Annotated in this window: 25 protein-coding genes; 9 read left to right on the forward strand and 16 right to left on the reverse strand. The window is 68.7% G+C overall.

The window, feature by feature from the left end; translation table 11 throughout:
• Positions 1-89: 89 nt before the first annotated feature.
• The 7 genes from M2283_RS16310 to M2283_RS16340 form a co-directional block, all read right to left on the reverse strand.
• On the reverse strand, positions 90-869 hold the full coding sequence (locus M2283_RS16310; RefSeq protein WP_280876925.1) for an HAD-IIA family hydrolase: 780 nt from the start codon (positions 867-869) through the stop codon (positions 90-92).
• Positions 870-1,000: 131 nt separating this feature from the next.
• Positions 1,001-1,891, reverse strand: a complete 891-nt coding sequence (locus M2283_RS16315; RefSeq protein WP_280876926.1) for a 2-aminoethylphosphonate ABC transporter substrate-binding protein — start codon at positions 1,889-1,891, stop codon at positions 1,001-1,003.
• Positions 1,888-2,577, reverse strand: coding sequence for a phosphonatase-like hydrolase (locus tag M2283_RS16320; RefSeq protein WP_280876927.1), 690 nt, complete (start codon positions 2,575-2,577; stop codon positions 1,888-1,890). Before M2283_RS16320 ends, M2283_RS16315 begins: the two co-directional genes overlap by 4 nt.
• Before the next feature lie 8 nt (positions 2,578-2,585).
• Entirely contained in the window at positions 2,586-3,710 is a 1,125-nt protein-coding gene (locus tag M2283_RS16325; protein WP_280876928.1) for a TIGR03364 family FAD-dependent oxidoreductase, read from the reverse strand.
• Positions 3,711-3,861: 151 nt separating this feature from the next.
• Entirely contained in the window at positions 3,862-4,617 is a 756-nt protein-coding gene (locus tag M2283_RS16330) for a GntR family transcriptional regulator (protein WP_280876929.1), read from the reverse strand.
• 123 nt (positions 4,618-4,740) lie between these two features.
• Positions 4,741-5,523 carry a hypothetical protein gene (locus M2283_RS16335; protein WP_280876930.1) on the reverse strand — a complete coding sequence of 261 codons (783 nt, stop codon included), beginning with the start codon at positions 5,521-5,523 and terminating at the stop codon, positions 4,741-4,743.
• Positions 5,524-5,715: 192 nt separating this feature from the next.
• Positions 5,716-6,885, reverse strand: coding sequence for an ROK family transcriptional regulator (locus tag M2283_RS16340; RefSeq protein ID WP_280876931.1), 1,170 nt, complete (start codon positions 6,883-6,885; stop codon positions 5,716-5,718).
• 131 nt (positions 6,886-7,016) lie between these two features.
• Between M2283_RS16340 and M2283_RS16345 the strand changes: the two genes are divergently transcribed.
• The 3 genes from M2283_RS16345 to M2283_RS16355 all read left to right on the forward strand — a co-directional run bounded on the left by M2283_RS16345 (position 7,017) and on the right by M2283_RS16355 (position 9,613).
• Positions 7,017-8,096 carry a Gfo/Idh/MocA family protein gene (locus M2283_RS16345; RefSeq protein WP_280876932.1) on the forward strand — a complete coding sequence of 360 codons (1,080 nt, stop codon included), beginning with the start codon at positions 7,017-7,019 and terminating at the stop codon, positions 8,094-8,096.
• The gene (locus M2283_RS16350; RefSeq protein WP_280876933.1) at positions 8,093-8,596 is read left to right on the forward strand and encodes a heme-degrading domain-containing protein; all 504 of its coding nucleotides are present in this window, start codon (positions 8,093-8,095) and stop codon (positions 8,594-8,596) included. Before M2283_RS16345 ends, M2283_RS16350 begins: the two co-directional genes overlap by 4 nt.
• 141 nt (positions 8,597-8,737) lie before the next feature.
• Positions 8,738-9,613, forward strand: coding sequence for an LLM class F420-dependent oxidoreductase (locus M2283_RS16355; protein WP_280876934.1), 876 nt, complete (start codon positions 8,738-8,740; stop codon positions 9,611-9,613).
• 114 nt (positions 9,614-9,727) lie between these two features.
• Here the strand turns inward: M2283_RS16355 and M2283_RS16360 are convergent, their stop codons facing one another.
• The 4 genes from M2283_RS16360 to M2283_RS16375 form a co-directional block, all read right to left on the reverse strand.
• Complete coding sequence (locus tag M2283_RS16360) at positions 9,728-10,585, reverse strand: fumarylacetoacetate hydrolase family protein (RefSeq protein WP_280876935.1); 858 nt, start codon at positions 10,583-10,585, stop codon at positions 9,728-9,730.
• A gap of 151 nt (positions 10,586-10,736) precedes the next feature.
• Complete coding sequence (locus tag M2283_RS16365; RefSeq protein ID WP_280876936.1) at positions 10,737-11,414, reverse strand: YidC/Oxa1 family membrane protein insertase; 678 nt, start codon at positions 11,412-11,414, stop codon at positions 10,737-10,739.
• An 83-nt stretch (positions 11,415-11,497) separates the two neighbouring features.
• Entirely contained in the window at positions 11,498-11,809 is a 312-nt protein-coding gene (locus M2283_RS16370) for a DUF6412 domain-containing protein (RefSeq protein WP_280876937.1), read from the reverse strand.
• A gap of 90 nt (positions 11,810-11,899) precedes the next feature.
• The gene (locus M2283_RS16375; RefSeq protein WP_280876938.1) at positions 11,900-12,427 is read right to left on the reverse strand and encodes a winged helix-turn-helix transcriptional regulator; all 528 of its coding nucleotides are present in this window, start codon (positions 12,425-12,427) and stop codon (positions 11,900-11,902) included.
• 69 nt (positions 12,428-12,496) lie between these two features.
• Between M2283_RS16375 and M2283_RS16380 the strand changes: the two genes are divergently transcribed.
• Positions 12,497-13,927, forward strand: coding sequence for an MFS transporter (locus tag M2283_RS16380; protein ID WP_280876939.1), 1,431 nt, complete (start codon positions 12,497-12,499; stop codon positions 13,925-13,927).
• Positions 13,928-14,294: 367 nt separating this feature from the next.
• Here the strand turns inward: M2283_RS16380 and M2283_RS16385 are convergent, their stop codons facing one another.
• Positions 14,295-15,086, reverse strand: a complete 792-nt coding sequence (locus M2283_RS16385; RefSeq protein WP_280876940.1) for a class E sortase — start codon at positions 15,084-15,086, stop codon at positions 14,295-14,297.
• A 283-nt stretch (positions 15,087-15,369) separates the two neighbouring features.
• Between M2283_RS16385 and M2283_RS16390 the strand changes: the two genes are divergently transcribed.
• Positions 15,370-16,842, forward strand: a complete 1,473-nt coding sequence (locus M2283_RS16390) for a beta-1,6-galactanase (RefSeq protein ID WP_280876941.1) — start codon at positions 15,370-15,372, stop codon at positions 16,840-16,842.
• 122 nt (positions 16,843-16,964) lie between these two features.
• On the opposite strand, the gene M2283_RS16395 is transcribed toward M2283_RS16390, so the two are convergent.
• The gene (locus M2283_RS16395) at positions 16,965-17,255 is read right to left on the reverse strand and encodes a DUF1905 domain-containing protein (RefSeq protein ID WP_280876942.1); all 291 of its coding nucleotides are present in this window, start codon (positions 17,253-17,255) and stop codon (positions 16,965-16,967) included.
• A gap of 110 nt (positions 17,256-17,365) precedes the next feature.
• Here M2283_RS16395 and M2283_RS16400 point away from each other — a divergent pair, with 110 nt between their 5' ends.
• Positions 17,366-18,376 (forward strand): SEC-C domain-containing protein, encoded by a 1,011-nt coding sequence (locus M2283_RS16400; RefSeq protein ID WP_280876943.1) that lies wholly within the window; start codon positions 17,366-17,368, stop codon positions 18,374-18,376.
• Between the two features lie 106 nt (positions 18,377-18,482).
• Positions 18,483-21,626, forward strand: a complete 3,144-nt coding sequence (locus M2283_RS16405) for a DUF3427 domain-containing protein (RefSeq protein WP_280876944.1) — start codon at positions 18,483-18,485, stop codon at positions 21,624-21,626.
• A 9-nt stretch (positions 21,627-21,635) separates the two neighbouring features.
• On the opposite strand, the gene M2283_RS16410 is transcribed toward M2283_RS16405, so the two are convergent.
• Positions 21,636-22,211 (reverse strand): hypothetical protein, encoded by a 576-nt coding sequence (locus tag M2283_RS16410; RefSeq protein WP_280876945.1) that lies wholly within the window; start codon positions 22,209-22,211, stop codon positions 21,636-21,638.
• Positions 22,212-22,312: 101 nt separating this feature from the next.
• On the opposite strand from M2283_RS16410, the gene M2283_RS16415 reads away from it, so the two are divergent.
• A complete protein-coding gene (locus M2283_RS16415) occupies positions 22,313-23,347 on the forward strand; it encodes a hypothetical protein (RefSeq protein ID WP_280876946.1) in 1,035 nt (344 codons plus the stop codon).
• A 7-nt stretch (positions 23,348-23,354) separates the two neighbouring features.
• On the opposite strand, the gene M2283_RS16420 is transcribed toward M2283_RS16415, so the two are convergent.
• Together M2283_RS16420 and M2283_RS16425 are read right to left on the reverse strand one after the other, a co-directional pair.
• Positions 23,355-23,906: a GNAT family N-acetyltransferase gene (locus M2283_RS16420; RefSeq protein ID WP_280876947.1), complete on the reverse strand. Its 552-nt coding sequence runs from the start codon at positions 23,904-23,906 to the stop codon at positions 23,355-23,357.
• A 1-nt stretch (position 23,907) separates the two neighbouring features.
• Positions 23,908-25,179: a hypothetical protein gene (locus tag M2283_RS16425; protein WP_280876948.1), complete on the reverse strand. Its 1,272-nt coding sequence runs from the start codon at positions 25,177-25,179 to the stop codon at positions 23,908-23,910.
• Positions 25,180-25,366: 187 nt separating this feature from the next.
• Between M2283_RS16425 and M2283_RS16430 the strand changes: the two genes are divergently transcribed.
• Positions 25,367-25,744 (forward strand): hypothetical protein, encoded by a 378-nt coding sequence (locus tag M2283_RS16430; RefSeq protein ID WP_280876949.1) that lies wholly within the window; start codon positions 25,367-25,369, stop codon positions 25,742-25,744.
• Positions 25,745-25,836 lie beyond the last annotated feature (92 nt).

Here is a 25,836-nt window from a genome sequence, read left to right on the forward strand (position 1 = left end):
CCGCATCCTCAGGAGGCTCTCGCTGCTCCGAACGGGTCGCTTTCGCCCCCGAAGGGGTTTCGGATCCGGTCGTGTCCTGTCAGTTCTCGTCAGATCCGGTCGACGAGGTCCGCGATCGAGTCGACGACCTTGGACGGCCGGTACGGGAAGTCCTCGATCTGCTCCGGCCGGGTCAGGCCGGTGAGCACGAGGAAGGTCTGCATCCCGGCCTCCATGCCGGCCAGTACGTCGGTGTCCATGCGGTCGCCGATCATCGCGCTGGTCTCGGAGTGGGCGCCGATCGCGTTGAGCCCGGTGCGCATCATCAGCGGGTTGGGCTTGCCGGCGAAGTAGGGCTGCTTGCCGGTCGCCTTGGTGATCAGCGCGGCCACCGCGCCGGTCGCGGGCAGCGCGCCCTCGGCGGAGGGGCCGGTCTCGTCGGGGTTGGTGCAGATGAAACGGGCGCCGGCGTCGATCAGCCGTACCGCCTTGGTCATGGCCTCGAAGGAGTAGGTGCGGGTCTCGCCGAGGACGACGTAGTCCGGCTCGTGGTCGGTGAGGATGTACCCGATGTCGTGCAGGGCGGTGGTCAGGCCCGCCTCGCCGATCACGTACGCCGAGCCGCCCGGCCGCTGGTCGTCCAGGAACTGCGCGGTGGCCAGGGCCGAGGTCCAGATGGACTCGACCGGCACGTCCAGGCCCATCCGCCGCAGCCGGGCGTGCAGGTCGCGTGGGGTGTAGATCGAGTTGTTGGTGAGCACCAGGAAGGGCTTGCCGGACTCGCGCAGCTTCTTCAGGAAGGAGTCGGCGCCGGGGATCGGCACGCCCTCGTGGATGAGCACACCGTCCATGTCGGTGAGCCAGGACTCGATGGGCCTGCGGTCTGCCATGTGCGTGTCTCCTGGCGTTGCGTACGGGCGTGAGCTGAGGGCGCCGGAACCGCGCCGTGCCGACGCCCCCAGCCTAGGCCTTGCCGCACGTCGGGACGCTGTCCCGGCGACCCTGTCAGCCGCCGCCCTCGTCAGCTGCCGGTCGCGGACTTCCAGTCCTCGACGTACGACGTGAGGTTCTCGTCGATGTCGTTCCAGTCCGGCGAGAAGATCTCGACGCCGTCCGTCAGCTTGGTCAGCGCGACGGCGTTGGCGTCGACGGCCTTGACGTCCGTGCGGGTGCTGAAGCCGCCGCCGATCTCGCTGACCTGCTGCTGGGCCGTGCGGCTGAGCAGGTGGTCGAGGAGCTTCCTGCCGTTCTCGCTGTGCGGCGCCTTGGCGACGAGGCCGGCGGCGTAGGGCAGCGCGAACGTGGTCGGCTTGCCGCCCTGCTTCGCCGGGAACCAGATGCCGAGGTCGGGCATGGTCTTGGACTGGGCGTGGTTCATCTGGACATCGCCGTTGGCGACCAGCAGTTCGCCCTTGTCGACCTTGGGCACGAGCTTGCCGGTGGAGGCGGACGGGCCGACGTTGTTGGACTGGAGGTCCTTCAGGTAGGCGAGGGCCGCGTCCTTGCCGCCGAAGTCGTGAATCGCCTTGATCAGTACGGCGGTTCCGTCACCGACGACTCCGGGCGTGGAGTACTGGAGCTTGTTCTCGTACTTGCCGTCGAGCAGCTCGTCCCAGGTCGTCGGCGCCTGCTTCAGCTCCTTCTTGTTGTAGACGAAGGCGAAGTAGTTGTTGACGACGGAGGTCCACGTCCCGTCGGCGGCCTTGTCCGCGCCGCTGACCAGCTCGGCGCCCTTAGGCCGGTACTTCTGGAGCAGGCCCTTGCCGTCGGCCTGCTGGACGAACGGCGGGAGGGTGACCAGCACATCGGCCTGCGGGTTGCTCTTCTCCCGGACGGCGCGCTGCACCATCTCGCCGGAGCCGCCCTCCACGTACTCGACCGTGACGGAGTCGAAGCGGATGCCGCTGGTCATGCGAGGAGTCCGGGCAACTGCGCCACGCCGTCCAGCACTTGGGTCGCCCCGGCCGCCCGCAGCGCGTCCGCGTCGTGCGCGCCGGTCAGCACACCGGCGACCACGCCCGCTCCCGCACGGACCCCGCTGAGCATGTCGTACGAGGTGTCGCCGACGACGGCGATCTGACGGACGTCATCGGCGGCCCCCGTCCGCAGGAACGCGCCGAGGACCATGTCGGGATACGGCCGCCCCCGGCCCCCGGCGTCGGCGGGGCACAGCGTGAGGGGCACGAGGTCCTGCCAGCCGAGCGCGGCCAGGATCGCGTCCTGCGTGGTGCGCGCGAAGCCGGTCGTCAACACCACGGTCAGGCCCCGGGACTTGAGCGTCTCGATGGTCTCGCGGGCGCCGGGCAGGGCCGCGACCCGGCCACCGTCGACGAGTTGCGCGTACGCCGCTTCAAAGGCCTTGTTCGCTTCCCGCGCCTTCGCCTCCTCGCCGAACAGGTGCCGGAAGACGGAGATCTTGGACTCGCCCATGGTGGCGCGGACGTAGTCGATCATCTGGTCGGGGTCGGCGTCCAGGTGGTGGGCCGCCGCCGTGAAGGCCTGCTCGACGAGCCCGCCGTCGGCGACGGTGGTGCCGGCCATGTCGAGGACGACGAGACGGATGTCGTGCGTACGGATGTCATCGGTGATGTCGGTCATGTCGGGTGTCACCAGCCCAGTTCGTTCGCGGTCGTTTCGGCGATGGCGGGCGAGCAGGTCATGCCGCGGCCGCCGGGCCCGGTGACCAGCCACACCCCGTCGCGCACCCGCCGGCGGTGCACGACCCGGCCCGGGTCGGTGCACTGCGCGTACACCCCGGCCCAGCGGCGCCGGACCCTGGGGAGCGGGCGGCCGAGGAGGGATTCGACGACCTCGGCGAGGTGGTCGTAGGGGTCTTCGAGGGTGTCGAAGGCGAAGGGGTGCTCGTACTCGTGGGTGTCGCCGATGGTGAGGCCGCCGTCGGCGCGCTGGACCATCAGCAGTTGCATACGGTGCTCGGCGGCGGTCGGGGCCTGCGGGCGGCGGGCGTTGAGCTCGTCCAGGGCCGGTGAGGCGTAGGCCGGGTAGTAGCGGAAGCTGTCGGCGTCGGCGACCGAGGTGGTGAGCGGTTCGCCCAGTGGTTCGGTCTGCATCATCTGCAACCGCACGCGCCGCACGGGCAGTTCGGGCCCGGCGAGCTCCCGCACCAGGCCGCTGAGCCAGGCGCCGGTGCACAGCACCACCGCGTCGGCGGTGTGCACGTCGCCGTGGTCGTCGCGGACGGCACCGGGGCCGACCACCTCGCGGACCTCGCGACCGGGCAGGAAGGTGTAGTTCGGGGACTTCGACAGCTCGGCGCGCAGGGCGAGTTGGGCGGTACGGGGTTCGACGGCGGCGTCCCGCTCGCAGTACAGGGCGGCGTCGAACGCACCGCGCAGGGCGGGGTTGAGGGCGCGCGCCTCGCCGGGCGTGAGCAGCTTGTGACCCCGGGCGGCCGAGTCGGCCCGGGCCACGGCGGCCTCGGCGACGGCGAGTTCGCACGCACCGCGCAGCGGGGTCAGCGACCCGTTGGCCCGGAACCCGAGCCCGGGTATCCGCTCGCCGATCCCCTCCCACAACTCCCGTGCGCGCAGGGCGGTTTCAAGTTCCTCCCCGCCCGCACGCCCGCTCACCCAGATCTGCCCGAAGTTGCGCAGCGAGGCGCCGCGGGCCTCGGCCTCGCGCTCGATCTGCACGACCTCGTGGCCACGTTCCACTGCCTGCCAGGCGTGCATGGTGCCCACCACGCCTGCTCCTACGACTGTCACTCTCACGTCGGTCACGCTCCTCGCGCACGGGGAACCGGAAGGGTCCGGCTGACAACGAGAGCCTGAACGAGCCATCACATTTGGGCTAGACCCGTTATCAATTCGTGATAATCGACGGAGTGATGACGGGCGAGGGGGTGATGGTGAGGGGTTGGCTTCAGCCGCGCAGGTGGGTGGTGAAGGAGAACCGGTCCCCCCGGTACAGCGACCGCACCCGCTCCAGCGGGCGGCCCTCGGTGTCCCGCGAGACCCGGTGGATCAGCAGCATCGGAAGGGCCGGCGGGGTGCCGACGAGGAGGGCCTCGCGGGGGGTGGCCAGCACGGTCTCGATGCGTTCGTCGGCGTCGCCGAAGCCGATGCCGCGCTCGTGGAGGTAGCCGTAGAAAGAGGAGTCGGGCTCGAACTCCGTGTCCAGGTGCGGGAGTCGGGCGACGGAGACGTAGGTGCTCTCCAGGCCGACCCGTTCGTCGTCCGCGAGCAGCACGCGCTCCAGGTGCCAGACGGGTTCGCCGCGCTCCAGGCCGGTCTCGGCGGCGAGGGCGTCCGGGCAGGGGAAGCGGTCGAGGGTGACCAGGCTGCGGCCGGGGGTGCGGCCCTGTCGCCGTACGCCCTCCGTGTAGCTGGCGAGGGACAGCGGCTGGGCGAGCTTGGGCCCCGCGACGACCGTGCCGCGCCCTTGCCGGCGCAGTTTCCCCTCCAGCACGAGCTCGCGCAGCGCCTGCCGGACCGTCTCGCGGGCGACCCCGTACCGCTCCGACAGATCACGCTCGGTGGGGATGAGGCCGCCCTCCCCCAGCTCGCCGACGAGTCGGTCGATCTGCGCCTTCACCGCGTAGTACTTCGGGATCCGGCCGTGCTCCGGGATGCCGGAGCGGACGGGGGCGCCGGGAGCCTGGTCGTTCGGGTAGTCCACGCGAGGATCGTCGCAGACGGGCGGCCCGACTTCAGCGGTGCCCATGCCACGCGGCCGGCTTCAGCAGCGCCTTCTTTGACTTGCGGCGGCCTTCAGCGGTCCCGCACGGCGTCCCGGCCGGCTTCAGCGGCGCCGCCACGTCTTCCGGGCCAGCAGCAGCGTGCCGCCGGCGACGAGGAGGGCGGCGGCGGTCGCGAGGGTGGCGAGGGTTCGGTGGGGGGTGCCGAGGCCGGTGCGGGCGAGTTCCTCGGCATCCCGCGCGAAGGGGAGGCCTTCGTCGCGGCGGGTGGCGGGGGCGGAGGGAGACGCGGGGTCGGCGGTGGAGGCCGTGGGCTCGGAGGCGGCGGGGTCGGGATCGGACTCGACCTCGAACCGGTAGTCGTTCGACTGCCCGACCCAGGCGCCGTCCTCGTCGTGCCGCTGGACGACGGCCGCGTTCACGGTGACACCGTCGGGCGCCGCGTCCGAGGTGAACGCGAGCCTGACCTTGACGGTGACGGTCCCGCGGGGGCCGACGGTGAACCCCGCGAACCCGTCGTCGAAGGCACCGACCAACTCGTCCGCGTCGCTCACCTCGAACCGCACGGGATGCGGCCGCTCGCCCTCGTAGAACTCCAGCCGAGCCTGCGCCGGCTTCAACGACCGCGCCCCGTCGACGATCACGACGACCGGGTGGACGTCCGTGCAGGTCCGGGCGGTGGTGTTGGTGAGCTGCAAGTCCCAGAGGCCGTATCCACCACCGGCTTCGTAGGTGGCGGGACCGTTGTGGATCCGGGTGGTGAGAGGGAAGCGGGAGGCTTCGGCGCAGGTGGGAGGTGGGGCAGCGAGCGCGGCGGCCGGCGCCCCGGCGGGGAGGAGAGCGGCGGCTGCTGCAAGGCAGAGGGAAACAGGCGTGCACAGTCGCATGGACACGTGACCCTGCCGGGTGGGGGCGGGTGGGGGGCGGCGGCGCTCCGGGGGGCGGTGGAACTCCGCTCGATCAGCGGATGCCGGGGGGCCGTTTGATCAGTGGTTGGCGGGGGCTCGCTTGGTCAGCGGGTGCCGGAGGCAGGGGGTGCCGGACCGCCCGGAGACCTGCCCAACCGCCGGAGGCACGCGTCACGCGTCGGCGCGGCCGAAGAGCGGTGCCAGTACGAGCTGGGCGGCGCCCTCGGCCACCTCGCCGGCGGCGGCGCGTACCGGTACCGGGGGCTCGCCGACGCGCCGGGCGCGTTCGTCGAGGACGGCACGTACGCCTCGTACGAAGGGGTCCGGGGCGGTGGCGACGGTACGGCCGCCCAGCAGGACGAGGTCGATGTCGAGCAGGGCGACGAGGTTGCCGGCGCCGGTGCCGAGGACGCGTGCCGCCTCCGCGAGGTCGCCGCGCGCCACCGCGCCCAGGCACAACGCCTCGACGCAACCGCGGTTGCCGCAACTGCACAGCGGCCCGTCCAGCTGAACGACCTGATGCCCGAACTCCCCCGCGCCGGTGCGGGCGCCCCGATGCACGGCACCGCCGATGACGAGGCCGGCCCCGAGCCCCGTACCGAGATGCAGGTAGGCGAAGGACCCGCGCTCACCGCCGACGGCGAGTCCGAGGGCGGCTGCGTTCGTGTCCTTGTCGACGGCGACCGCCACCCCGAGCCGCCGCGCGAGCGCGTCCCGCAGGGGGAACCCGTCCCACTCCGGGAACCCGGTGACACGGTGCAGAACCCCGCGGGTGTGATCGAGAGGGCCGGGGAGGGCTACGCCGACGCCCAGTACGGGGCGGGTCTCGGTGCCGAGTGCGGTGCGGGTGCGGGTGCCGGTACCCGGTACGGGGTCGGTGCCGACGCCGAGTACAGAACCGTCCCCGCCACCGACCAGCGCCTCCGCCTCCCGCGCCACCGCCGCCAGAACGGCCTCCGCCCCCGCCCCCAGATCCAGCGACGCGCGCCGCTCCCCCACCACGGCCCCCGTCAGGTCGACCAGCACCGCCCGCAGCTCGTCGCGGTCCAGATGCAGCCCGACCGCGCGTCCCGCTTCCGGTACCAGCCGCAGTACGGTCCGCGGCTTGCCGCCGGTGGAGGCGCGGCGGCCCGCCTCGGTGACGAGACCGTCGTCCCGCAGCCGGGCCGTGATCTTGCTGACGGCCTGCGGGGTCAGCCCGGTGCGCTCGGCGAGTTCGAGCCGGCTGATGCCGTCCGCACCGGACGTGCGCAGCAGGTCCAGCACGAGCGCGCCGTTGTGACTGCGCAGGGCGAGCAGGTTCACGCCACCACGACCGACCCCATTACCCGCACCCGACAAGCCACCGACCGAACCCGAACCATCCCCACCGCCGCCCAAGCCCTGCACCTCTCCGCCGCCCCTCAACCCGTCCACACCCCCATTCTCCCCCGCGCTTGCACTTTGGCAACAGCGTTGTGAAAGTGGAGGGCATGACTGCTACCGCTACTCCCCTCCGCGTGGGCCTGATCGGCTACGGGCTCGCGGGATCCGTCTTCCACGCCCCGCTGATCGCCGCCACCGAGGGCCTCACGCTCGACACGGTGGTCACCTCGAACCCGGAGCGGCAGAAGCAGGTCCGCGCCGAGTTCCCGGACGTCGGCATCGCGGCCACGCCCGACGAGCTGTTCGCCCGGGCCGCCGAGCTGGACCTCGTCGTGATCGCGTCACCGAACAAGACGCACGTCCCGCTCGCCGGCGCCGCCCTCGACGCCGGCCTCCCGGTCGTCGTCGACAAGCCGGTCGCCGGTACGGCCGCCGAGGCGCGCGAGCTGGCGGCGCGGGCCGAGGCGCGCGGTCTGCTGCTCTCCGTCTTCCAGAACCGCCGCTGGGACAACGACTTCCGCACCCTCCAAGCGCTGCTCGCCGAGGGCGAGTTGGGTGACGCCTGGCGCTTCGAGTCCCGTTTCGAGCGCTGGCGCCCGCAGCTGAAGGGCGGCTGGCGCGAGTCCGGCGACCCGGCAGAGATCGGAGGTCTGCTTTACGACCTCGGCAGTCACGTCGTCGACCAGGCCCTCGTCCTCTTCGGCCCGGTCAAGCAGGTCTACGCCGAGTCGGACATCCGACGCGACGGCGCGGAGGCCGACGACGACACGTTCATCGCGCTGACCCACGCGAACGGCGTCCGTTCCCACCTCTACGTCTCCGCGACCACCGCCCAACTCGGCCCGCGCTTCCGGGTCCTGGGCTCGAAGGCCGGTTACGTCAAGTACGGCCTCGACCCGCAGGAGGCCGCCCTGCGCGAGGGCAAGCGCCCCGACACCACCGCCGACTGGGGCACGGAGCCCGAGGAGTTGTGGGGTCGGCTCGGCGCCGGCGAGTCCCCGCTGACCGGCGGCGGCACCCCCGTACCGACCCTTCCGGGCGACTACTCCGCGTACTATGCGGCCGTGAACAGGGCCCTCACCGACGGCGGCGCCAACCCGGTGACCGCGCTGGAGGCGGCCGCCGCCCTCGACGTACTGGAGGCGGCGCGTCGTTCGGCCCGCGACGGAGTGGCGGTGACGCTGTGACGCACAACACCGGGATCACGCCGAAGTTCCAGCCGGAGATCACCCCGCCGCTGGAGGAACTGGAGGCGCAGGAGCGCCACTTGGTCTTCAGCCGGTTCACCTTCGAGGACGCGTGGGCGCTCGGCTCGCTGCTGGTCGACCTTGCCAGAGAGCGCCACGCGCCGGTCGCGATCGACATCCACCGCGCCGGCCAGCAGCTCTTCCACGCGGCGCTGCCGGGCTCGACCCCGGACAACGACGCGTGGATCGCCCGCAAGCGCCGGGTCGTGGAGCGCTACGGCAGCGCCTCCTACCTGGTCGGCGCCCGTTTCCGCGCCAAGGGCACGACGTTCGAGGACTCCTCCCGGCTGGACCCGGACGAGTACGCGGCGCACGGCGGCTCCTTCCCGATCACCGTCGACGGCGTGGGCGTCGTCGGCTCGGTGACGGTGAGCGGACTGCCCCAACTCCAGGACCACCGGCTCGTGGTGGAGGCGCTGGAGGAGTTCCTCAAGCGCTGACACACCGTTCGGGGCGTCACTCCGTTCGGGGCGTCACTCGGTTCGGGTCGGCAATCCGTCGGGTCCGGGGCCCGGGGACTATCGCGCGTCCCCCTCCGGTTGGGACCGCTATAGAGCACACCGACCGGAGGGACCGCCACCATGACCCACTTCTTGAAGGACCGCGTCGGCCGCCACGGCATCTGGAGCATCGGCCTGCGTGCGGAGGAGCCCGGCCGACGGGCCGAACTCGCCGAGGCCGTGGCCGAGTTGGAGGAGCTCGGCTACGGCGCCGTCTGGCTGGGCGGCAACAGCACCGTCGGCAACGCCGTGCCGCTGATCGAGGCCACCTCGAAGATCACCGTCGGCACCAGCATCCAGAGCATCTGGCAGGCCGAAGCGACCGAGGCCGCCGCGGAGTTCACCGACGTGGAGGCGGCCCACCCCGGCCGCTTCGCCCTGGGCCTCGGGGTCAGTCACGCCAGGCTCTCGGACCGCTACCACCGCCCGCTGGCCGCGCTGATCGCCTACCTCGACACCCTCGACACCCTCGACGCGGCCGGCGTCCCCGCCGACCGCCGGCTCATCGCCGCCCTGGGCCCCAAGTCCCTTGAGCTGACCCGCGAGCGGGCGGCCGGCTCGATCCCGTACCTCGTCACCACCGAGCACACGGCCCACGCCCGCGAGATCCTGGGCGCGGCGCCGCTGCTGGCCCCGGAGTTGAAGGTCGTCCTGGAGTCGGACCCGACCCGGGCCCGCGACCTCGCCCGCGGCAGCCTGGCCCCCTACCTCGACCTCCCCAACTACACCAACAACTTCCTCCGCCACGGCTTCACTGACGCCGACGTCGTGAACGGCGGCAGCGATCGGTTGGTCGACGCGGTGTTCGCATGGGGCGACGACGACACGATCCGGGCCCGTGTCGACGCCTACCTCGACGCGGGGGCGGACCACGTGGCCCTCCAGGTGGTGGACGGCAACGCGCGCCAGAGTCTGCCGAGGGGAGCATGGCGCCGCCTGGCAGCCCTCCTGACGTGAGCGGGGTTTTTGTCTTTTAGGGGCGCGGGGAACTGCGCGACCAGCCACGCACGGCCCGCGGCCGACAAACTCACCCGCACCCACCGCAGTTCCCCGGCTTCCCCAGCGGAGCGCCTACGCGTTCTTGAACTCCTGTCGCTGCCTGCCCAGCCCCGCGATCTCCAGCTCCACCACATCCCCCGCCCGCAAGAACGGCTTCGGCTCGGGCTGACCAAGCGCAACCCCCGCCGGCGTACCCGTGTTGATGACATCCCCGGGATACAGCGTCATGAACTGACTGACGTACCGCACGACTTCGCCCACCGCAAAGATCTGCTCGCCCGTGGTCCCGTCCTGCTTCAACTCCCCGTTGACCCACAACTTCAGCGACAGGGCCTGCGGATCCGCCACCTCGTCCGCCGTCACGAGCCACGGCCCGAGCGGATTGAACGTCTCGCAGTTCTTCCCCTTGTCCCAGGTCCCGCCCCGCTCGATCTGGAACTCCCGCTCGGACACGTCATGCGCCACCGCGTACCCGGCGACATGCGCGAGACCGTCCTCCACCGACTCCAGATACCGGGCCGTACGCCCGATGACGACCGCCAGCTCGACCTCCCAGTCGGTCTTCACCGACCCCCGTGGCACGAGCACGGTGTCGTAAGGCCCGACCACCGTGTCCGCCGCCTTGAAGAAGATGACGGGCTCGGCGGGCGGCTCGGCCCCGGTCTCGCGGGCGTGGTCGTGGTAGTTCAGCCCGATGCACACGACCTTGCCGATCCGTGCCAGCGGCGGCCCGATCCGCAGCCCCGCCGCGTCCAGCGCGGGCAGCTCACCGCCCTCGGCGGCGGCCCGGACCCGGCCGAGCGCGGCGCCGTCGGCGAGCAACGCCCCGTCGATGTCGGGCACGACCCCCGAGAGGTCCCGCAGGACCCCCTCGGCGTCGAGCAACGCGGGCTTCTCCGCTCCCGCCGTACCGACTCGCAGCAGCTTCATCGTCACCATCTCCCTCGATCACGGGCGGTCGACCGATGGGTGCAGCCATCGGAGGACTGGTCGATCCTCCAAGCTTGACGTGCGGTATGCAATACCTGGTTCACGTACTGGACCGTAGGCTCGGTGATCAACGGCCTCAGTGATCAACGGCCTACCGGTACAGCACCACCCGCTCCACCGCACTCCACGTCGCGCTGGTCACCACATACAGCGCGGCGGCGAGCGGTACCACCGCCACGGTGAAGAGCGTGAAGAAGGAGAGATACGGCATCGCCTTGCCGACGGCGCTTTCGACGGCGCTGCCGTCGGCGGCCATCCGCCTGGTACGGACGCAGGTGAAGGCCGCGACCACGGCGGCGACGAGAAACAGCCCGACGTACACGAGCCCCGCCGCCCCGAACACCCCGCCCTCGGCCAGCGCGTCGGCCCATCGCCCGCCGAGCGGCGCGGCGAACAGTCGGTGGGACAGCAGCGCGTCCCCCTCGGACGAGAACAACCGGTAGAGCAGGAAGAACGCCGGCAGTTGCAGGAGGCTCGGCAGACACCCCGACAGCGGTGACACCTTCTCCTCCGCGTGCAGTTCCAGCACCGCCTGCTGGAGCTTCTCGGGCTGCTTCGCGTACCGCTTCCTCAACTCGGCGACCTGCGGCCGGAGTCGGGCCTGGGCCTGCTGCCCGCGCGCGGCGGCCCTGGACAGGGGATGGACGAGCAGTCGTACCAAGGCGGTGAACAGGACGATCGCGGCGGCGACCGCCGTGGCGCCGAACAACGGCTGGAGCAGGTCGGCGAGTTGCTCGACCAGACTGGCGAACGCGGAGAAAACGGACATGGGTGAGCCCTCCGAGGGGTCATGCCGGGATCTGGACATGGCGGCATGGCGACCCACGAGGGCGGCTACAACAGGGAGTTGCCCTACGCGAAGGTCGCCGGGAGGGCGTGTCCGGGGGCTCGGGGGCGGGTGCGTCCCCTGGCGTCGGGGTCGCGTTGCGGCAGGAAGGCCGTACGCCGGGCGCGGTCGCGGATGGCGGTACGCACCCGGGTGGGCGGCACGGCGGGCGCGGAGCGCGCGGCGAGCAGGGCACAGGCGGCGAGCGCGGACCCGACCGCGGCGGTGGCGGCGAGCGCGACGGCGGCGGTGAGGCTGCCGGTGTCGAGCAGGGCGAGCTGCAGGAGAAGGAGGACGAGAACCGAGGCGGGCCGGAGAAGGGCGCGGTACCGGATCATGCCGCCTCCCCTTCCGCCGTATCCGCCGTATCCGTCGGACGAACTCCTGTTGCTCTTCCTGCCGTTATACAGGAACCGTCGTGGAAGCCGTCATACGGGAACCGTCTCGATCGGCTCCAGCAGCCGCTTCGACTTGAGGAAGGCGCGGCTGACCGGATCCGTCGGGTTCGGGTCGAGGCCGGTGCCCGGGACCATGACGACGTCCTCGACGGGTACGACACCTCCGCAGGTGGGGCATTCGCCGTACGCCCCAAGTTCGGTGCCGCAGTCGACGTGCTCGAAGCGGCGCAGCTGGGTGTCGCTGAAGTGCTCGCGGCCCCAGCGGCCGAGGGAGCGGACGGTCGGCCACAGGGCGATACCGCGCTCGGTGATGACGTACTCGTCGCGCGGCGGGGACTCCTGGTAGCGCCGCTTCTCCAGGATTCCCTCCGCCGTCAGCATCTGGAGGCGGGCGGCGAGGACCGCGCGCGGGATGCCGAGGTGGGTGAGGAAGTCGTTGTAGCGCCGGACGCCGTAGAGGGCGTCGCGGATCACGAGGAGTGTCCAGCGCTCGCCGATGACCTCAAGGGCGCGGGCGATGGAGCACTCCTGGGTCGCGTAGTCCTTGCCGAGTGCCATGCCGTCCACTGTAGCGAATTTTCGACGTGTTGGTTCAGTGACTGAACCGACGATGCTACGGTGCTCTGCATGACAAGGTTCAATGAACGAACTATCGCCGGAACCCCTGGGACCACCGGAACCACCGGGGCCACTGGCGCCACCAAGCCCGCACCGCCCGCCGAGGCGCCCCCGCACCCACGGGCCACCCTCGCCCTGACCAGCGCGGCGACGGCCGTGACCCTGATGACGTACACCGCGCCGCTGGTCACGCTCCCCGAGACGGCCGCCGACCTGCACACCGCGGTCTCCGCGCAGGCCTGGCTCATCAACGGCACCCCGCTTGGCCTGGCCGCCCTCCTCCTGGTCGCCGGCAGCCTCGCCGACGACTACGGCCGCCGCCGGATCTTCCTGGCCGGCACGCTGACGCTGGGCATCACGACGGCGCTGGGCGCGCTGGCCTCGTCGACCTGGTTGTTCACGCTGGCCCGGATCGCGCAGGGCGCGGCGAGCGCGGCCGTCCTGGCGAGCAGCCTGGGCCTGCTGGTGCACGCCTTCCCGACCGCGCGGGGGCGACTGCACGCGACGGGCGTGTGGGGCGCGTTCGTGAGCGGCGGCATCGCGGTGGGCCCGGTGGTGGCGGGCGCGATAGGCAACTGGCGACTGGCCTACGTCGTCCTGGGCGCGGCGGCCCTGCTGGTGGCGGCCCTGGCGACCCGACCACTGGCGGAGTCCCGCTCACCGCGAGGTGGCCGCCCGGACATCCCGGGCGCCCTGACCTTCGGCTTGGCACTGGTCGCACTGGTAGCGGCACTCACGCTGGGCAGAGACGGCTGGCTGCGCCCACAGGTGGGCCTCCTGCTCCTCGCGACGGTGGCCCTGCTGGCCGTCTTCACCCGCCTGGAAACCCGTGCGGCCACCCCCATGATCGACCTGTCCCTCCTCCGCCACCGCCGTTTCCTGGCGTCCTCCGCGGGCGGCCTGTTCACGGGGCTCGCGGTGATCGGCCTGTTCAGCTTCATGCCGACCGTGTTCCAGCAGACGCTCGGTCTGTCCGCGATGGACACGGCCTGGCTGCTCCTGCTCTGGTCGGGCCTGTCCTTCGCCGTCGCCCTCCAGGCCAAGCGCCTCGCCGGCCGCGTCCCGGCCCGCCCCCAACTCGCCCTGGGCTTCGCCCTGCACGCGGTCGGCGTCCTCACCATGCTCGGCGCGATCGACTCGGGCTCCTGGCAACGCCTGCTCCCCGGCCTGATCCTCAGCGGCCTGGGCAGCGGCCTCCTCAACGCGGCGCTCCCCCTACTGGCGGTGGACTCGGTCCCGGCGGCCCGTGCGGCGATGGGCTCAGGCGCGCAGCAGACGCTGCGGTATATCGGGTCCTGCGCGGGGGTTTCGCTGACCATCGCGCTCGTCACGTCTTCGGGTGGGGGGATCGGGCACGGGACGAATGTGGCGATGGTGGTTTCGGCGGTGTTGTCCGTGGGGGCGGCGGTGAGTGTGCTGGTGTTGCGGGAGCGGGCGTGAGGGGCGGTCAGTCCAGCGACGCCAGCCGGTCTCCGGGTACCAGCGCGCCGGCCGTCTCGCCGGCCAGGGTGACCTTCCCGGAGTGGACGGTGTCCAGCTGCTCGACGCTCTTCCCGTACCACTCGATCCTCTCCAGGCGCGGGTAGCGCGGACTCCGTTCACCAGGACCGGCCCGGTGACCTCGTCGGCGCCCGATACGTAGGCGGCCCAGCGGAGTTCGTCGCAGGCGGAGAGGACGGGGGGTGCCTCGTCGGCCGCCGGCCGGTGCGACAGTCGGGCTCTCTCCTGCTCGATGTCCCCTGTCTCGTGAAACACGACAGCGCCCGCCCCACCCGCCGCGAAGATCACCAACGGCAACCGGAGCGTACTAAGCCCGCGGCCGCACAGACACCAACTTCCCCCACACCACCAGCCGATACCGGGACGTGTACTCCGGCGTGCAGGTGGTGAGGGTGATGTAGTAGTCGGGCTCGGAGTACCCGTACCTGGGCTTCACGAGGGAGCGCGGGACGGCCCGGATCACCCCGGAGTCCCGTGCCGACGTCTGTGGCAACCCCTTGTCCACGACATACGTGTACGTCGCTTCCGCCGTCTCCACCTTCACAACATCCTTGGCCCGCAGCCGGTTGATGTACCGGAAGGGCTCGCCGTGAGTGTTGCGGTGCCCGGCGAGGGCGAAGTTGCCTGCCTGGCCGGGCTGTTGGGTGCCGCGGTAGTGGCCGACGTACCCCTTGTTGAGGACGTTCTGCTTGCTGACGCCCTCGGCGACGGGGACGCGGAGGCCGAGGCGGGGGATGGTGAGGACGGCGTAGGCCTGGGACCAACTGGGTGTGGGCTGTCGGGTGTTGGCGGCAGTACGGCGATCAGCACCGCCGGCACCGGCGCCGGCCCGGTCGCTCGGCGACGTGGACGGGACGGACGTATCACCGGAGCCGCCACCGTCCCCCAACCCGCCCCCGTCCCCCCACTCCCGCTCCAGGGCCTCCACCTTCCGTTCGGCCCCGCGTCGGGCCTCCCGGTTCGTCCACCACAGTTGGTGTACGACGAGAAGGAGCAGCACCACCCCCACGGTGACGAGGACTTCACCCCCGCCCCACCACACGCGCCGGCGCCGCGCACTCCGCCGCCGGCTGCTGTGCTGCACAACGGGAACGCGCATCCGTACGCACACCTCCTACGCGCAGCTCCTGCGCACACCTCGCCCGCCCGGCCGCCCGCACGATAGGCGCCGCCTCTTCAAGTCACCAGGCACAGGTAGCCGTTCACGCGCGGTTCGATACTTCGTACATAGGTTTTAGAAAGGGCTGTCGCAACCCTCGACAACCCCACGCACCACACCCGATGCTTCGACGTGGCATGAACGGGACAGGCCACTACGCCGGGTTCGACGCCGGTTCAGGGACCGGTTCGGCGAGCCCGTCGAGCGAAGCGGAGATGCAGCCATGATCCGACGCAGAACCCTGCTGGCCGCAGCCGGCGGCAGCCTCCTCGGCAGCGCCCTCGCGACCGGCACCGCACACGCGGACGCGACCGTCGCCGTCACCCCCGGTACGTCGTACGGGACTTGGGAGGGCTGGGGCACCTCCCTGGCCTGGTGGGCCAACGTCTTCGGCGCGCGCGACGACTTCGCCGACATCTTCTTCACCACCAAGTCGACGACGTACAACGGCACTTCGCTCCCCGGCCTGGGCCTGAACATCGCCCGTTACAACCTGGGCGCGTGCAGCTGGAACACGGTGAGCGGCGAGTCGATGGTCGCCTCCGCGAACATCCCGGCGTTCAAGCAGATCGAGGGCTACTGGCAGGACTGGAACAACGAGGACCCCACCTCCTCGGCCTGGGACTGGACGGCGGACGCGACCCAGCGCGCGATGCTGGTGAAGGCGACCGCCCGCGGCGCGACCAGCGAGCTCTTCGCCAACTCCCCCATGTGGTGGATGTGTTCCAATCACAACCCGTCCGGCGCGGCCGGCGGCGGCAACAACCTCCAGACCTGGAACTACCGCCAGCACGCCTCCCACCTCGCCGCCGTCGCCCTCTACGCCAAGAACAACTGGGGCGTGAACTTCGCGACCGTGGACGCCTTCAACGAGCCCAGCTCCAGCTGGTGGACGGCGACCGGCACCCAGGAGGGCTGCCACATGGACGCGACGGTCCAGTCCGCCGTACTGCCGTACCTGAGAAGCGAGTTGAACACCCGCGGCCTCACGGCAACGAAGATCTCCGCGTCCGACGAGACGAGTTACGACCTCGCCCGCACCACCTGGAACTCCTTCAGCTCCACGACGAAGGGGTACGTGAACCGGGTCAACGTCCACGGCTACCAAGGCTCGGGCGGACGTAGGGACTTGCTCTACACGGACGTCGTGACCACGGCCGGCAAGGCCCTGTGGAACTCCGAGAGCGGCGACAACGACGGCACCGGCTACACGATGGCCTTCAACCTCCTCTACGACTTCCGCTGGCTCCACCCCACCGCCTGGGTGTACTGGCAGGTCATGGACCCGTCCTCGAACTGGGCGATGATCGCGTACGACGCGAACACCCTCCAGGCGGGCGCGGTGACGACGAAGTACTACGTCATGGCCCAGTTCAGCCGCCACCTGCGCCCCGGCATGAAGATCTTCGACACGGGCGTCAGTTACGCCACGGCCGCGTACGACGCGAGCGCCAAGCGCCTGATCATCGTCGCCCTCAACACCGCCACCACCGCCCAGACCCTCACCTTCAACCTCTCCAACTTCACGACGGTGACCGGCGGTTCGGGCGGTCTGGTACCGCGCTGGAACACGGTGACGACGGGCGGGGACCAGTACAAGGCGTACTCGGACACGTACCTGAGCGGGAAGACGGTGGCGGTGCCGTTCGCGGCGAAGGCGGTGCAGACCTTGCAGATCGACGGGGTGACGATCTAGCGGGGCTGTCCGGAGGGAGCTGTCCGGCGTATCTGTCCGGAGGGAGCTGTCCGGGGTGTCTGGCTGGAGGGGGCACGGCCGTCCGTGCCCCCTCTTCCACGGCGCCCCGACATCCCCCGGCGTCACTGAAGCCGAACGGTCATCTCCACGGTCACGTCGTCACCGGCCGCCAGTCCCTGCGGCTTGCGCACCGCGTTCTTCAGCGGCAGCAGATACCCGCCGTCCTTGGGAAAGAGGGACGTACCGAACACGACCTCCCCGATCCGCGCCTCCACCGGAATCACCCCCCACCCGTACGTGGCCATGGCGGCCACCTCCCGAATGTCCTCGGACTCCTGGTCCGGCACGGGGACGAAGTAGTACGGCGCGGGCCCACGCCACTCGATCACCTGCCCGGAGAAGACAAGACGCATGGCGCCAGTCTCCTCCCCTCCACTTCTTGGCCTCCCGCCCTCCCCTTCTCCATCGGTGCTGGCCTGCGGATATCTCTCCTTTGTCACCCGTCGGCAGTACGGTGTCCCCCATGCGCCCCGACACGCCTGCCGAGAACGTCGACCACACCGCCGAAGCGGCACGCCTGGAGCGGACCGCCGGCCGGTATCCCGAGGACGCCGAGGCCCTGCTCCTGCAGGCCGCGGCCCACCTGGAACTGTCCGGCGACCGCCCCGCCGCGACCGCGCTCTACGACCGCCTGCTGGCCTCCCAGGCCGGCCTGGAGAACCCTCATCTGGTACGGGCGCTCAAGGCCTCGAACCTATGGGAGTACGGCCATGAGGCCGAGGCCCGCGCGATCATCGACGGCGTCCGGGCGGCGTCCCCGCGCGACCCGGCGCCCTGGGTGATCGTGGCGGAGGCGCTGGAGACGCACGACGAGCTGGAGGCGGCCCAGGAGACGTTCTCGGAGGGCGCCCGCCTGCTCCTCACGGACGTAGCGGAACCCCCGTACTCCACCCACCCCCTCCTCTTCGGCCGCCACCGGGTGCGCCGCATGCAGGGCGTGGCCCACGACGAGTGGGACCTGCTGGCCGACACCCTGCACTCCTCCCCCGTCTCCCTGGACGAGCTCCACGACCCCAAGCGCGTCTGGTCCCTGGGCTCGGAAAACCCCGCGGAACTGGAAGCCGAGATCTCCCGCCTCCGCGCGGAACTGGGCACCTACCGAGAGGCCCTGTCCCGCCCGTTCCCGGTAGCGGTCCTGCACTGGCCGACAACCGAACTCGCGGAACTCGTCTCGGACTACCCGACGCTGTCCGCCGAGTACCCGTCCCACGAGGCGCACCTGGCGACGATAGAGGCGTCACTGCGGGAGCTGGCGGCTTCGGGGACCCCGAACCTTGGCATTGTGACGGGAACGGTGCCTTCGTACGAGGCCTTCGCCGCCTCGGAGGGTTCGTCCCCGGCGGATGCCGATTTGCTGCCGCAGTATGCGACGACGTTGGCGGCACGGGGGCGGGCTGTGGCTTGGCCGCCGCAGCGGGGGGCGGCTTGTTGGTGTGGGTCGGGGCGGGTTTATGGGGAGTGTCACGGGGTCTAGGAGGCCTCAGACCGGCTCACCTCATATCTGGCAAGAAGCCACGCCGAGGTGTCAGTGGTCCCTGATAGAACGATCTCAGCGATCACAGCGGGGAGAGGGATCCTTGATGCACCCGGAGTTGGCCGGCAGTTCAACACCCGTCGTGGGCCTGTACGAGACCCTGATTACCCGACGGCTGCAGCAACGCATGCAGGAACTGGAAGCTGCCGGGTGGAAGGCCATTGATACGGAGGTCAGCAAGGAATCAGCGCCGCATGTGCTGGCCCGGCATATTGCGGAGATCGTGCGGCGCGTCCTGAACGACCTGTCCGTCGATGAGCAGGTCGTGACGGCCAACAAGATCTTGGATTCCCTCTCGACGGTTAAAGGCGCCCGCGAGTGGATCGATGCGGTCGCGGACGGGCCCCGCCAACTGCTCGCCATAGCCCAGCAGGAAGCGCCTGGCGTCTACGCCATCCGCCCTGCTACGCCGCTCTCGGAGAGCTCTCTCCTTACCAACGCCCCCGAAGACCCCAGCCTCGGCTTCGAGTTGCGGGCTGAAATCGCCACCGCCGACCGCATCGACCTGCTGTGCGCGTTCGTGAAGTGGTATGGCATTCGCGTCCTGGAGAGTCCCCTCCGCGAGGCCGCCGAGCGCGGCGTGCCCATTCGGGTCATCACCACGACGTACATGGGCGCCACCGACCGGCATGCTCTCGACCGTCTGGTCCGGGACTTCGGCGCCGAAGTGAAGGTCAACTACGAGACCCGCTCGACCCGCCTACATGCCAAGGCCTGGCTGTTCCGCCGCAATAGCGGCTTCGACACCGCGTATGTAGGTAGTTCCAACCTCTCCAAAGCCGCACTTCTCGATGGGCTGGAGTGGAACGTACGCCTGTCGTCTGTGGCAACGCCGGCCGTGTTGAACAAGTTCGAGGCCAGCTTCGACTCGTACTGGAATGACATCGCTTTTGAGACTTACGACCCGGAGCGCGACGCCCGCAAGTTGGATGAAGCTCTGGGTGTGGCGGGCGGGTCGGTGTCCGGCCAGGACTCCAAGATCAGCCTGTCGGGCCTTGAGGTTCGGCCGTACCCGCACCAGGCCGACATGCTGGAGCGGCTGAGTGTCGAACGTGAGGTCCGCGGTCACCATGACAACCTGCTGGTGGCCGCGACGGGGACGGGCAAGACGGTCATGGCTGCCCTCGACTACCGCAATCTGCACAAGCAGTGGAGTGGCAAGCAGTACCCTCGGCTGCTGTTTGTGGCACACCGCAAAGAGATTCTGAAGCAGTCGCTACGGATGTATCGCGAAGTACTCGATGACGCGTCCTTCGGTGAACCGCTCTACAGCGGCGAGCTACCGCGCGACTGGAAGCACGTCTTCGCCAGTGTCCAATCGCTTACCGACCAGCGGCTCGACCAGTTCGCCCCGGAGCACTTCGACATCATCGTCGTCGACGAGTTCCATCACGCCACTGCTACGACGTACCGCCGCGTTCTCGACCACTTCAAGCCGAAGCAGCTCCTTGGCCTGACTGCCACTCCTGAGCGCGCCGACGGGCTCAATGTGCAGGACGAGTTCTTCGGAGGTCGGATCGCCGCTGAGATGCGGCTGTGGGAAGCCCTCGACAACGATCTCCTCTGCCCGTTCCACTACTTCGGTGTGCCCGACGGAACGGATCTGACCCGCCTCAACTGGCGCTCCGGGACATACGACCAGAGCCAGCTGGGCGACTTGTACTCCGCCGACCATGCCCGTGCCCGCATCGTCATCAAACAGGTGCGGGACAAGGTGTCCGACCCGATGAGCATGCGGGCGCTCGGCTTCTGTGTCAGTAGGAAGCACGCTCACTTCATGGCGCAGCGCTTCCAAGCAGCAGGCATCAGAGCTGAGGCCTTGGACAGCGAGTCGAAGCCCGAGACCCGTGACCGGGTCCTGTCCGAACTCAAGGCCGGAGAGATCCAAGTCATCTTCTCCGTAGACCTGTTCAACAAGGGATTGGACATCCCCGACGTCGATACGCTGTTGCTCCTGCGCCCGACGAACAGTGCCACCATCTTCCTTCAGCAACTCGGGCGAGGTCTGCGCCGCACGCCGGACAAGCCCGTGCTTACCGTGCTCGACTTTATCGGCCAACATCGTGCCGAGTTCCGGTTCGAGGAGCAGTTCCGTGCGATGACGAACCTGTCGCGCAACCGACTCCTTGAGCACGCTGAGCGCGACTTCCCGCTGCTGCCCTCCGGCTGCCAGATCATCCTTGAAGGCAAGTCCAAGGATCTCGTGCTGGAGAACATTCGCACCCAGATCAAGGCGACCGTCCAGACCCTCGCCAAGGAGGTCAGGGCCTTCCATACGCCGCTCCTCGCCGACTACCTCAAGGAGAGCCGTCGCGAGATCAAGGAGCTGTACAAGTCCAGCAACTCATGGACGTCAGTCCTGCGCCGCGCCAGCCTGGCCAACCTACCTGAACAGGCAGGCGAGGAAGACCTGTTGAAGCGCGTGCACGCGTTCCTGCACGTCGACGATCTCGAACGCGCGGAGGCGTACACGCGTCTGTTGAGCGATGACGCTCCGCCGTATGAGGCTCTGAACGCAAGGGACAGCGCGTACGCGCGCATGCTCTTCTTCAATCTCTGGGACAAGGCCGGCGGTTTCAGCTCCTACGCACAGGGGCTTGAATCACTCCGCGAGCAACGAGCCCTTCGTAGCGAACTGCGCCAGGTACTCGACCATGTGATGGGCCAGGCCGACCACTTCCCCATCCCCCTGGAGGGCCCGCACGCGCACATCCCACTGAAGGTCCACAGCGCATACAACCGCTCAGAGATCCTGGCCGCGCTGGGCGTCGCTCGCCTCGGCGGCCAGATGCCCGGCTCCTTTGCACAGGGCGTCCTGCGGGACGAGCCGAACCTGACGGACGCGCTGCTGATCACCCTCGAAAAGAACGAGAAGGACTTCTCCCCCACCGTCCGCTACAAGGACTACGCGTTGAGCCCTTCGCTCTTCCACTGGGAGTCCCAGAGCACAACCGCAGACGCCTCGCCCACGGGTCTGCGCTATCAACAGCACGCCCAACGCGGCAGCCATGTACTGCTGTTCATGCGGCGCTACAAGGACACCGACATCGGCAAGGCCCAGCCCTGGATGCTGCTCGGCCCAGCGACCTACGTCCAGCACGTGGGCAGCAAGCCGATGGCCATCACGTGGCAACTACAGCATGAGCTGCCCTCGGATGTGTGGTCGTACTCGGCGATTGCCGCCGGCTAGCAGTCGCTGCTAACTCACGGGCTGGAGCGGGTCTCGAATGATCTCTCCAGCTCTCTCGAGGAATGCGGCATAAGCCTGCACCATCTCCCCTTTGGCACGGTCAGAGCTGGACCAGTCTGCGCTCGGATCTGTGGAACTCGGACTCGCCGCCTGCAACAAGGCGCCCACTGCCGCCGTCGACTTCCCCGTCAGCGCATACGCCAGCCCGTTTGCCTCATTTGGTCCCCACAGTGCCAATTGACTGGTTTTGGCCTGCAGTTCGAGTGTGCGCTCGCGCAACTCGTGTCCTGTTGCGCCATCAAGCCCGTCGCCATTTCGCGCCTCGGGCCCGATGCGTACGAGCACGTCATCGAGAGCGGCATAAGCCGTGAGAAGGGCAGCAAAGGACTGATGCCGCTGACTACGCACCCACTGCCAGTGCTCTGCCGCCGCTTGGCCGTGCACCTGCGCTAGCGCCGCCTCAACTGCCTTACGCCCGCCGGCTTCCGCGCCGTGTTTGGCGTATCTACCAGCGATCACAGCCCCGATGACTGCAGCTGCGAAAGCGATAACGCCCGCAATGACCGTCCCCGTCGCCTCACCCATCGCACCATCCTCTCCTGAGCTTGGCGCTGCCACAACGCTCGCCTTGGCGACCTACCTCGCCTACTGCAGTCCGTGAGCATTGAACCCATTAGCCTCGACTCATGACGACGAGCACGGCCGGCTTCCGACCCGGCGAGATCCTCACACGCGAGCAGATCCATCCCGTCCTCGGTGGCAGCAGCTACGCCGGGATCTGCCCAGCAAAGGAGAAACGGAATGTCCTCATCTTCTCCGACAGCAAGATCGGCAAGCGCTACGGATACCGTGACGGCTGGCTCGCCGAAAATGACGACATTGGCCCAATATTCACCTATACCGGAACCGGGAAGCAGGGCGATCAGACGCTCGATGGCGGAAACGCCGCAATCCTGGAGCATGCCAGCAAAGGGCGCACGCTTCACTTATTTATCGCCGTGGGCAAGGTGCCGGGAAGCGACACCCGCAGGCATAGATACATAGGGACGTTCAAGCTCGATGAACGCAATCCGTTCGAGATACGAGAAGCCAAAGACGAACTAGACGCAGACCGAAATGTCATTGTCTTCCGACTACGTCCTACCGGCCGCTACATCCAAGAGGCCTCAGACACTCTTCAGCCGGCTCCCACGCCCCGGTTCCGGTTTAACCGGACCGCAGGTCGCTTCACCCGTGCGACTCGACGCCAGAAGCGTCAGCAACTACCGCAAACGGACGTCGATCGCGTAGAAGGCATCCGCGACGATCTAGCGGACACCTTCGAGGAGCACGAGTCCGGGGCTGGCGAGAACATAGGTCTACTGGAGCTGTCGATGCGCAACTCAACAGATCAGCTCGTACTTGACCTCTACAACCAGACGAGCAACACGGTGTACGAGGCGATGGGCAGTGCAGCGAGCGAGTCGATCAGTCAGGCTCTTGCCCAACTCCTACGTGCTCGGCGCTACTTGAGAGACCTTGACCACGAGCAGCCACTCCACCTCATGGTGCTCGCACCCGCGCTCCCTAACGAGGATCTCCGCGCACTGCTCGCCGAGAACAGAATCGGTGTCGTGTACCGCAACGACAGTGGCGGTTTCTCTGAGTTCGAGGGAGATGCCGCCACATCCAACAACGCGTCTGGCCGTTTCCGGTGCCTGGACTGCCCCGTACCCGCCTGAAGCCACGTCACGACTGAGCTGGCTCTGCCTGAAGCATCAACGCGTCGTACAGCGGAGCGTCTTCGAACGGCATCACCTCGCCGAACCACTCATACCCCCAAGACTCGTAGAGCGCACGGACTTTGGGATGGTCTCGCTCGACTAGAAGTGTGACGCGTTCCTCGATCCGGTCTCGCAGGAGGGCATCGTGGATGTGTCGGGCGAGGCCGGTGCCACGGGCCTTCTCGACGACCATGAGTTCCGAGAGTGCGAAGGTGCGGGTGCCGGTCTCTGTGGTCGCGTCGGCCGGGACTGGCGTGCGGAGGCCGTTCCACCACCGCGTGGTCTCTTGGAGTACGCATCCGTATGCGTAGCCGACCGGGGTGTCGTCGAGGTAGCCCACGACCGCGGCGAATCCGGGAATCTCGGTGTTCCAGCCGAGCCGTTCGTCGAACCTCTCGACGCTATGAAATTCCTCGCTCAGTCGGTCCGCGTAGATCTCCGCATACACGTCGAGGAGTTGCTGACGGATGTCATCGAGACCTTCTACGGCCCTGCGTTCCAGCCGCAGCCCTTCCATTTCATGCTCCCTTCTGTCGAGTCTGTTCTAGGAAATCAGCAACCGCAGGGACTCGCATGTGATGCCGAAGATTCCCTTGCAGATCACCGAGTTTGCTCTGAACTCGCTCACTCTGGACTCGTCCCGCGAGGGTGATTGCTTCCCCTGCCTGAGCGGCAGCGTGCTCGATGTCGCCCTCGTCGAGAAGTGCCTGGGCGTACTGGACGGTGTAGTAGACGCGGTTACGTTCGAAGCGCGGTTCGAGCATCTGGAGTGCGGAGGCCGTGAGTTGCTCGGCTCGCCGATACTGTCCGAGGGCCTGGTGCGCCGCGCCCGCCAGGCCCGTCAACTCCGCGGGGGTCAGGAACGACAACCAGGCCGCCGGCTGTCCACGGGTTCGCTCGTACGCCGTTTCGGCTCGTGCGAGTGAGCGCTGTGCTCGTGTGCGGTCCCCAGTTCGGGCGTGACCGACCGCCTGACGACAGTGGAGCAACGCCATCAACCACGCGTCGCTCTTCGCCTGTCGAGTCTCCACAGCCGCCCGCCCGATACGCAGAGCCTCTCTGTCGCGGTCGAGGAGACGGGCTTGCATCGCGAGGTTGGACCAGACCCGCGCCTGAAGCATCCCGTCGCCTGAGAGCATTCCGGCCTGTAGGGCTTCGTTGTACAGATTGGTCGCGTCGACCTGCCGTCCGGCGTCGTAGGCGAACCATCCCGCGGACGCGGCCAGATCTCCCATCGCCGAGTACAACATTCGCTCGACACGGTCACCGTATGTGCAGTGGTTCACGGAGCTTTGAACATGGCGAAGGGCTTCTGATGCAACGTCGTGCAAGGCGCCCCCACCCAACGAGTGGTCGTACTTGTACAGGCTAGGAACGATGGCTCGGATGCGCTCGACATCGCTGACGCCGAGACGACCACCGGAAGGGATGAAATCCAGACCGAGGGTTGCGACAAGGCTGGCAGCAATAAACTCGCGTCGCCCTATGGGGTGTTGCTGAACCGCTGACGCAGACCGATCGGGAGGTGCAGGTACACGTGAAGTCTTGCGCGGGATGAATCCCATCTCCTGCGGGCTACGCCCAAGAACCTTCTGAAGGGGTAACAGGTAGCGTGCCCACGGCCATTGCACCTCGCCTGCGATCCACCGACGCACCTGACGATCGGTGCAGTTGACAGGCCCGCCGAAAAGCTCCTCCGCCGCTCTGTTCACCGCGTCCGCGAGTTGCTCGTGCGTATAGCCGAACTCGCTCAACAGAGCTTCAAGCCTGGTGTTCCTCTGGCCCGTCACGTGTGCTCCTTCGCCCGGCTGCTTGTTCGACGGTAGTCCTACGCACCCGCTACCAGGCAAAACTGTCCGGTCCGCGGCGAGTAACTCCCTCAGATCTGTCCTGATGACCAACAGGCCGCTTCCGGTTTCCTCTTAAGCGTGACCAGCGCATTCAACCGAGGGAGCTACGGTGCTGACGCCAGCGGACATGGACAGGCTGATCTCTGAGTGGCTGGCCCGAGCGCATCCAGTGCCCCAGCAGGCATGCGCGGAGTGGTCGGACCAGGGCGTGGCGTTGCTCCCACTCGGCGGTCTGTTCGCAGCAGTTCGACTGCCGGGCGAACTCGTACACGCCGCCGTTGACAGCACAGACGCTGATCGTGTGGCCGCCGCCCTCAAGGCTCTGCTACACGGCCCTGTCATCCACGACCATCGGGTGGCTGGGGCTACGTATTACGCCCTCATCAACTGGGGCGCTGGCCTCATCGAGCAGATGGAGCAGACCGAGGACACCCTTTGTCTGGGTGAAGGCGCCTACCTCGGAGTCCCTCGCATCGACCGCCGAGAACCGCCTGGGACCTACTGAGGGTTTTCAGAGTGGCCCCCGGACGGGTGACAGCGGGACCGTAGGCAACGGACAGGGCTCCCGTGCCGTTGAGAGAGGTGTCTAGGTCTCAA

Origin of the sequence: Streptomyces pseudovenezuelae (genome assembly GCF_029892565.1) — a bacterium.
GTDB classification, from domain to species: Bacteria; Actinomycetota; Actinomycetes; order Streptomycetales; family Streptomycetaceae; genus Streptomyces; species Streptomyces pseudovenezuelae_A.

What these genes read in the sequence shown, in the direction of transcription:
- M2283_RS16310 (WP_280876925.1), bottom strand. Translation starts at nt 869, where the DNA reads ATGGCAGACCGCAGGCCCATCGAGTCCTGGCTCACCGACATGGACGGT.
- M2283_RS16315 (WP_280876926.1), bottom strand. Translation starts at nt 1,891, where the DNA reads ATGACCAGCGGCATCCGCTTCGACTCCGTCACGGTCGAGTACGTGGAG.
- M2283_RS16320 (WP_280876927.1), bottom strand. Translation starts at nt 2,577, where the DNA reads ATGACCGACATCACCGATGACATCCGTACGCACGACATCCGTCTCGTC.
- M2283_RS16335 (WP_280876930.1), bottom strand. Translation starts at nt 5,523, where the DNA reads ATGCGACTGTGCACGCCTGTTTCCCTCTGCCTTGCAGCAGCCGCCGCT.
- M2283_RS16345 (WP_280876932.1), top strand. Translation starts at nt 7,017, where the DNA reads ATGACTGCTACCGCTACTCCCCTCCGCGTGGGCCTGATCGGCTACGGG.
- M2283_RS16355 (WP_280876934.1), top strand. Translation starts at nt 8,738, where the DNA reads ATGACCCACTTCTTGAAGGACCGCGTCGGCCGCCACGGCATCTGGAGC.
- M2283_RS16360 (WP_280876935.1), bottom strand. Translation starts at nt 10,585, where the DNA reads ATGAAGCTGCTGCGAGTCGGTACGGCGGGAGCGGAGAAGCCCGCGTTG.
- M2283_RS16365 (WP_280876936.1), bottom strand. Translation starts at nt 11,414, where the DNA reads ATGTCCGTTTTCTCCGCGTTCGCCAGTCTGGTCGAGCAACTCGCCGAC.
- M2283_RS16370 (WP_280876937.1), bottom strand. Translation starts at nt 11,809, where the DNA reads ATGATCCGGTACCGCGCCCTTCTCCGGCCCGCCTCGGTTCTCGTCCTC.
- M2283_RS16375 (WP_280876938.1), bottom strand. Translation starts at nt 12,427, where the DNA reads ATGGCACTCGGCAAGGACTACGCGACCCAGGAGTGCTCCATCGCCCGC.
- M2283_RS16380 (WP_280876939.1), top strand. Translation starts at nt 12,497, where the DNA reads ATGACAAGGTTCAATGAACGAACTATCGCCGGAACCCCTGGGACCACC.
- M2283_RS16385 (WP_280876940.1), bottom strand. Translation starts at nt 15,086, where the DNA reads ATGCGCGTTCCCGTTGTGCAGCACAGCAGCCGGCGGCGGAGTGCGCGG.
- M2283_RS16390 (WP_280876941.1), top strand. Translation starts at nt 15,370, where the DNA reads ATGATCCGACGCAGAACCCTGCTGGCCGCAGCCGGCGGCAGCCTCCTC.
- M2283_RS16395 (WP_280876942.1), bottom strand. Translation starts at nt 17,255, where the DNA reads ATGCGTCTTGTCTTCTCCGGGCAGGTGATCGAGTGGCGTGGGCCCGCG.
- M2283_RS16400 (WP_280876943.1), top strand. Translation starts at nt 17,366, where the DNA reads ATGCGCCCCGACACGCCTGCCGAGAACGTCGACCACACCGCCGAAGCG.
- M2283_RS16405 (WP_280876944.1), top strand. Translation starts at nt 18,483, where the DNA reads ATGCACCCGGAGTTGGCCGGCAGTTCAACACCCGTCGTGGGCCTGTAC.
- M2283_RS16410 (WP_280876945.1), bottom strand. Translation starts at nt 22,211, where the DNA reads ATGGGTGAGGCGACGGGGACGGTCATTGCGGGCGTTATCGCTTTCGCA.
- M2283_RS16415 (WP_280876946.1), top strand. Translation starts at nt 22,313, where the DNA reads ATGACGACGAGCACGGCCGGCTTCCGACCCGGCGAGATCCTCACACGC.
- M2283_RS16420 (WP_280876947.1), bottom strand. Translation starts at nt 23,906, where the DNA reads ATGGAAGGGCTGCGGCTGGAACGCAGGGCCGTAGAAGGTCTCGATGAC.
- M2283_RS16430 (WP_280876949.1), top strand. Translation starts at nt 25,367, where the DNA reads ATGGACAGGCTGATCTCTGAGTGGCTGGCCCGAGCGCATCCAGTGCCC.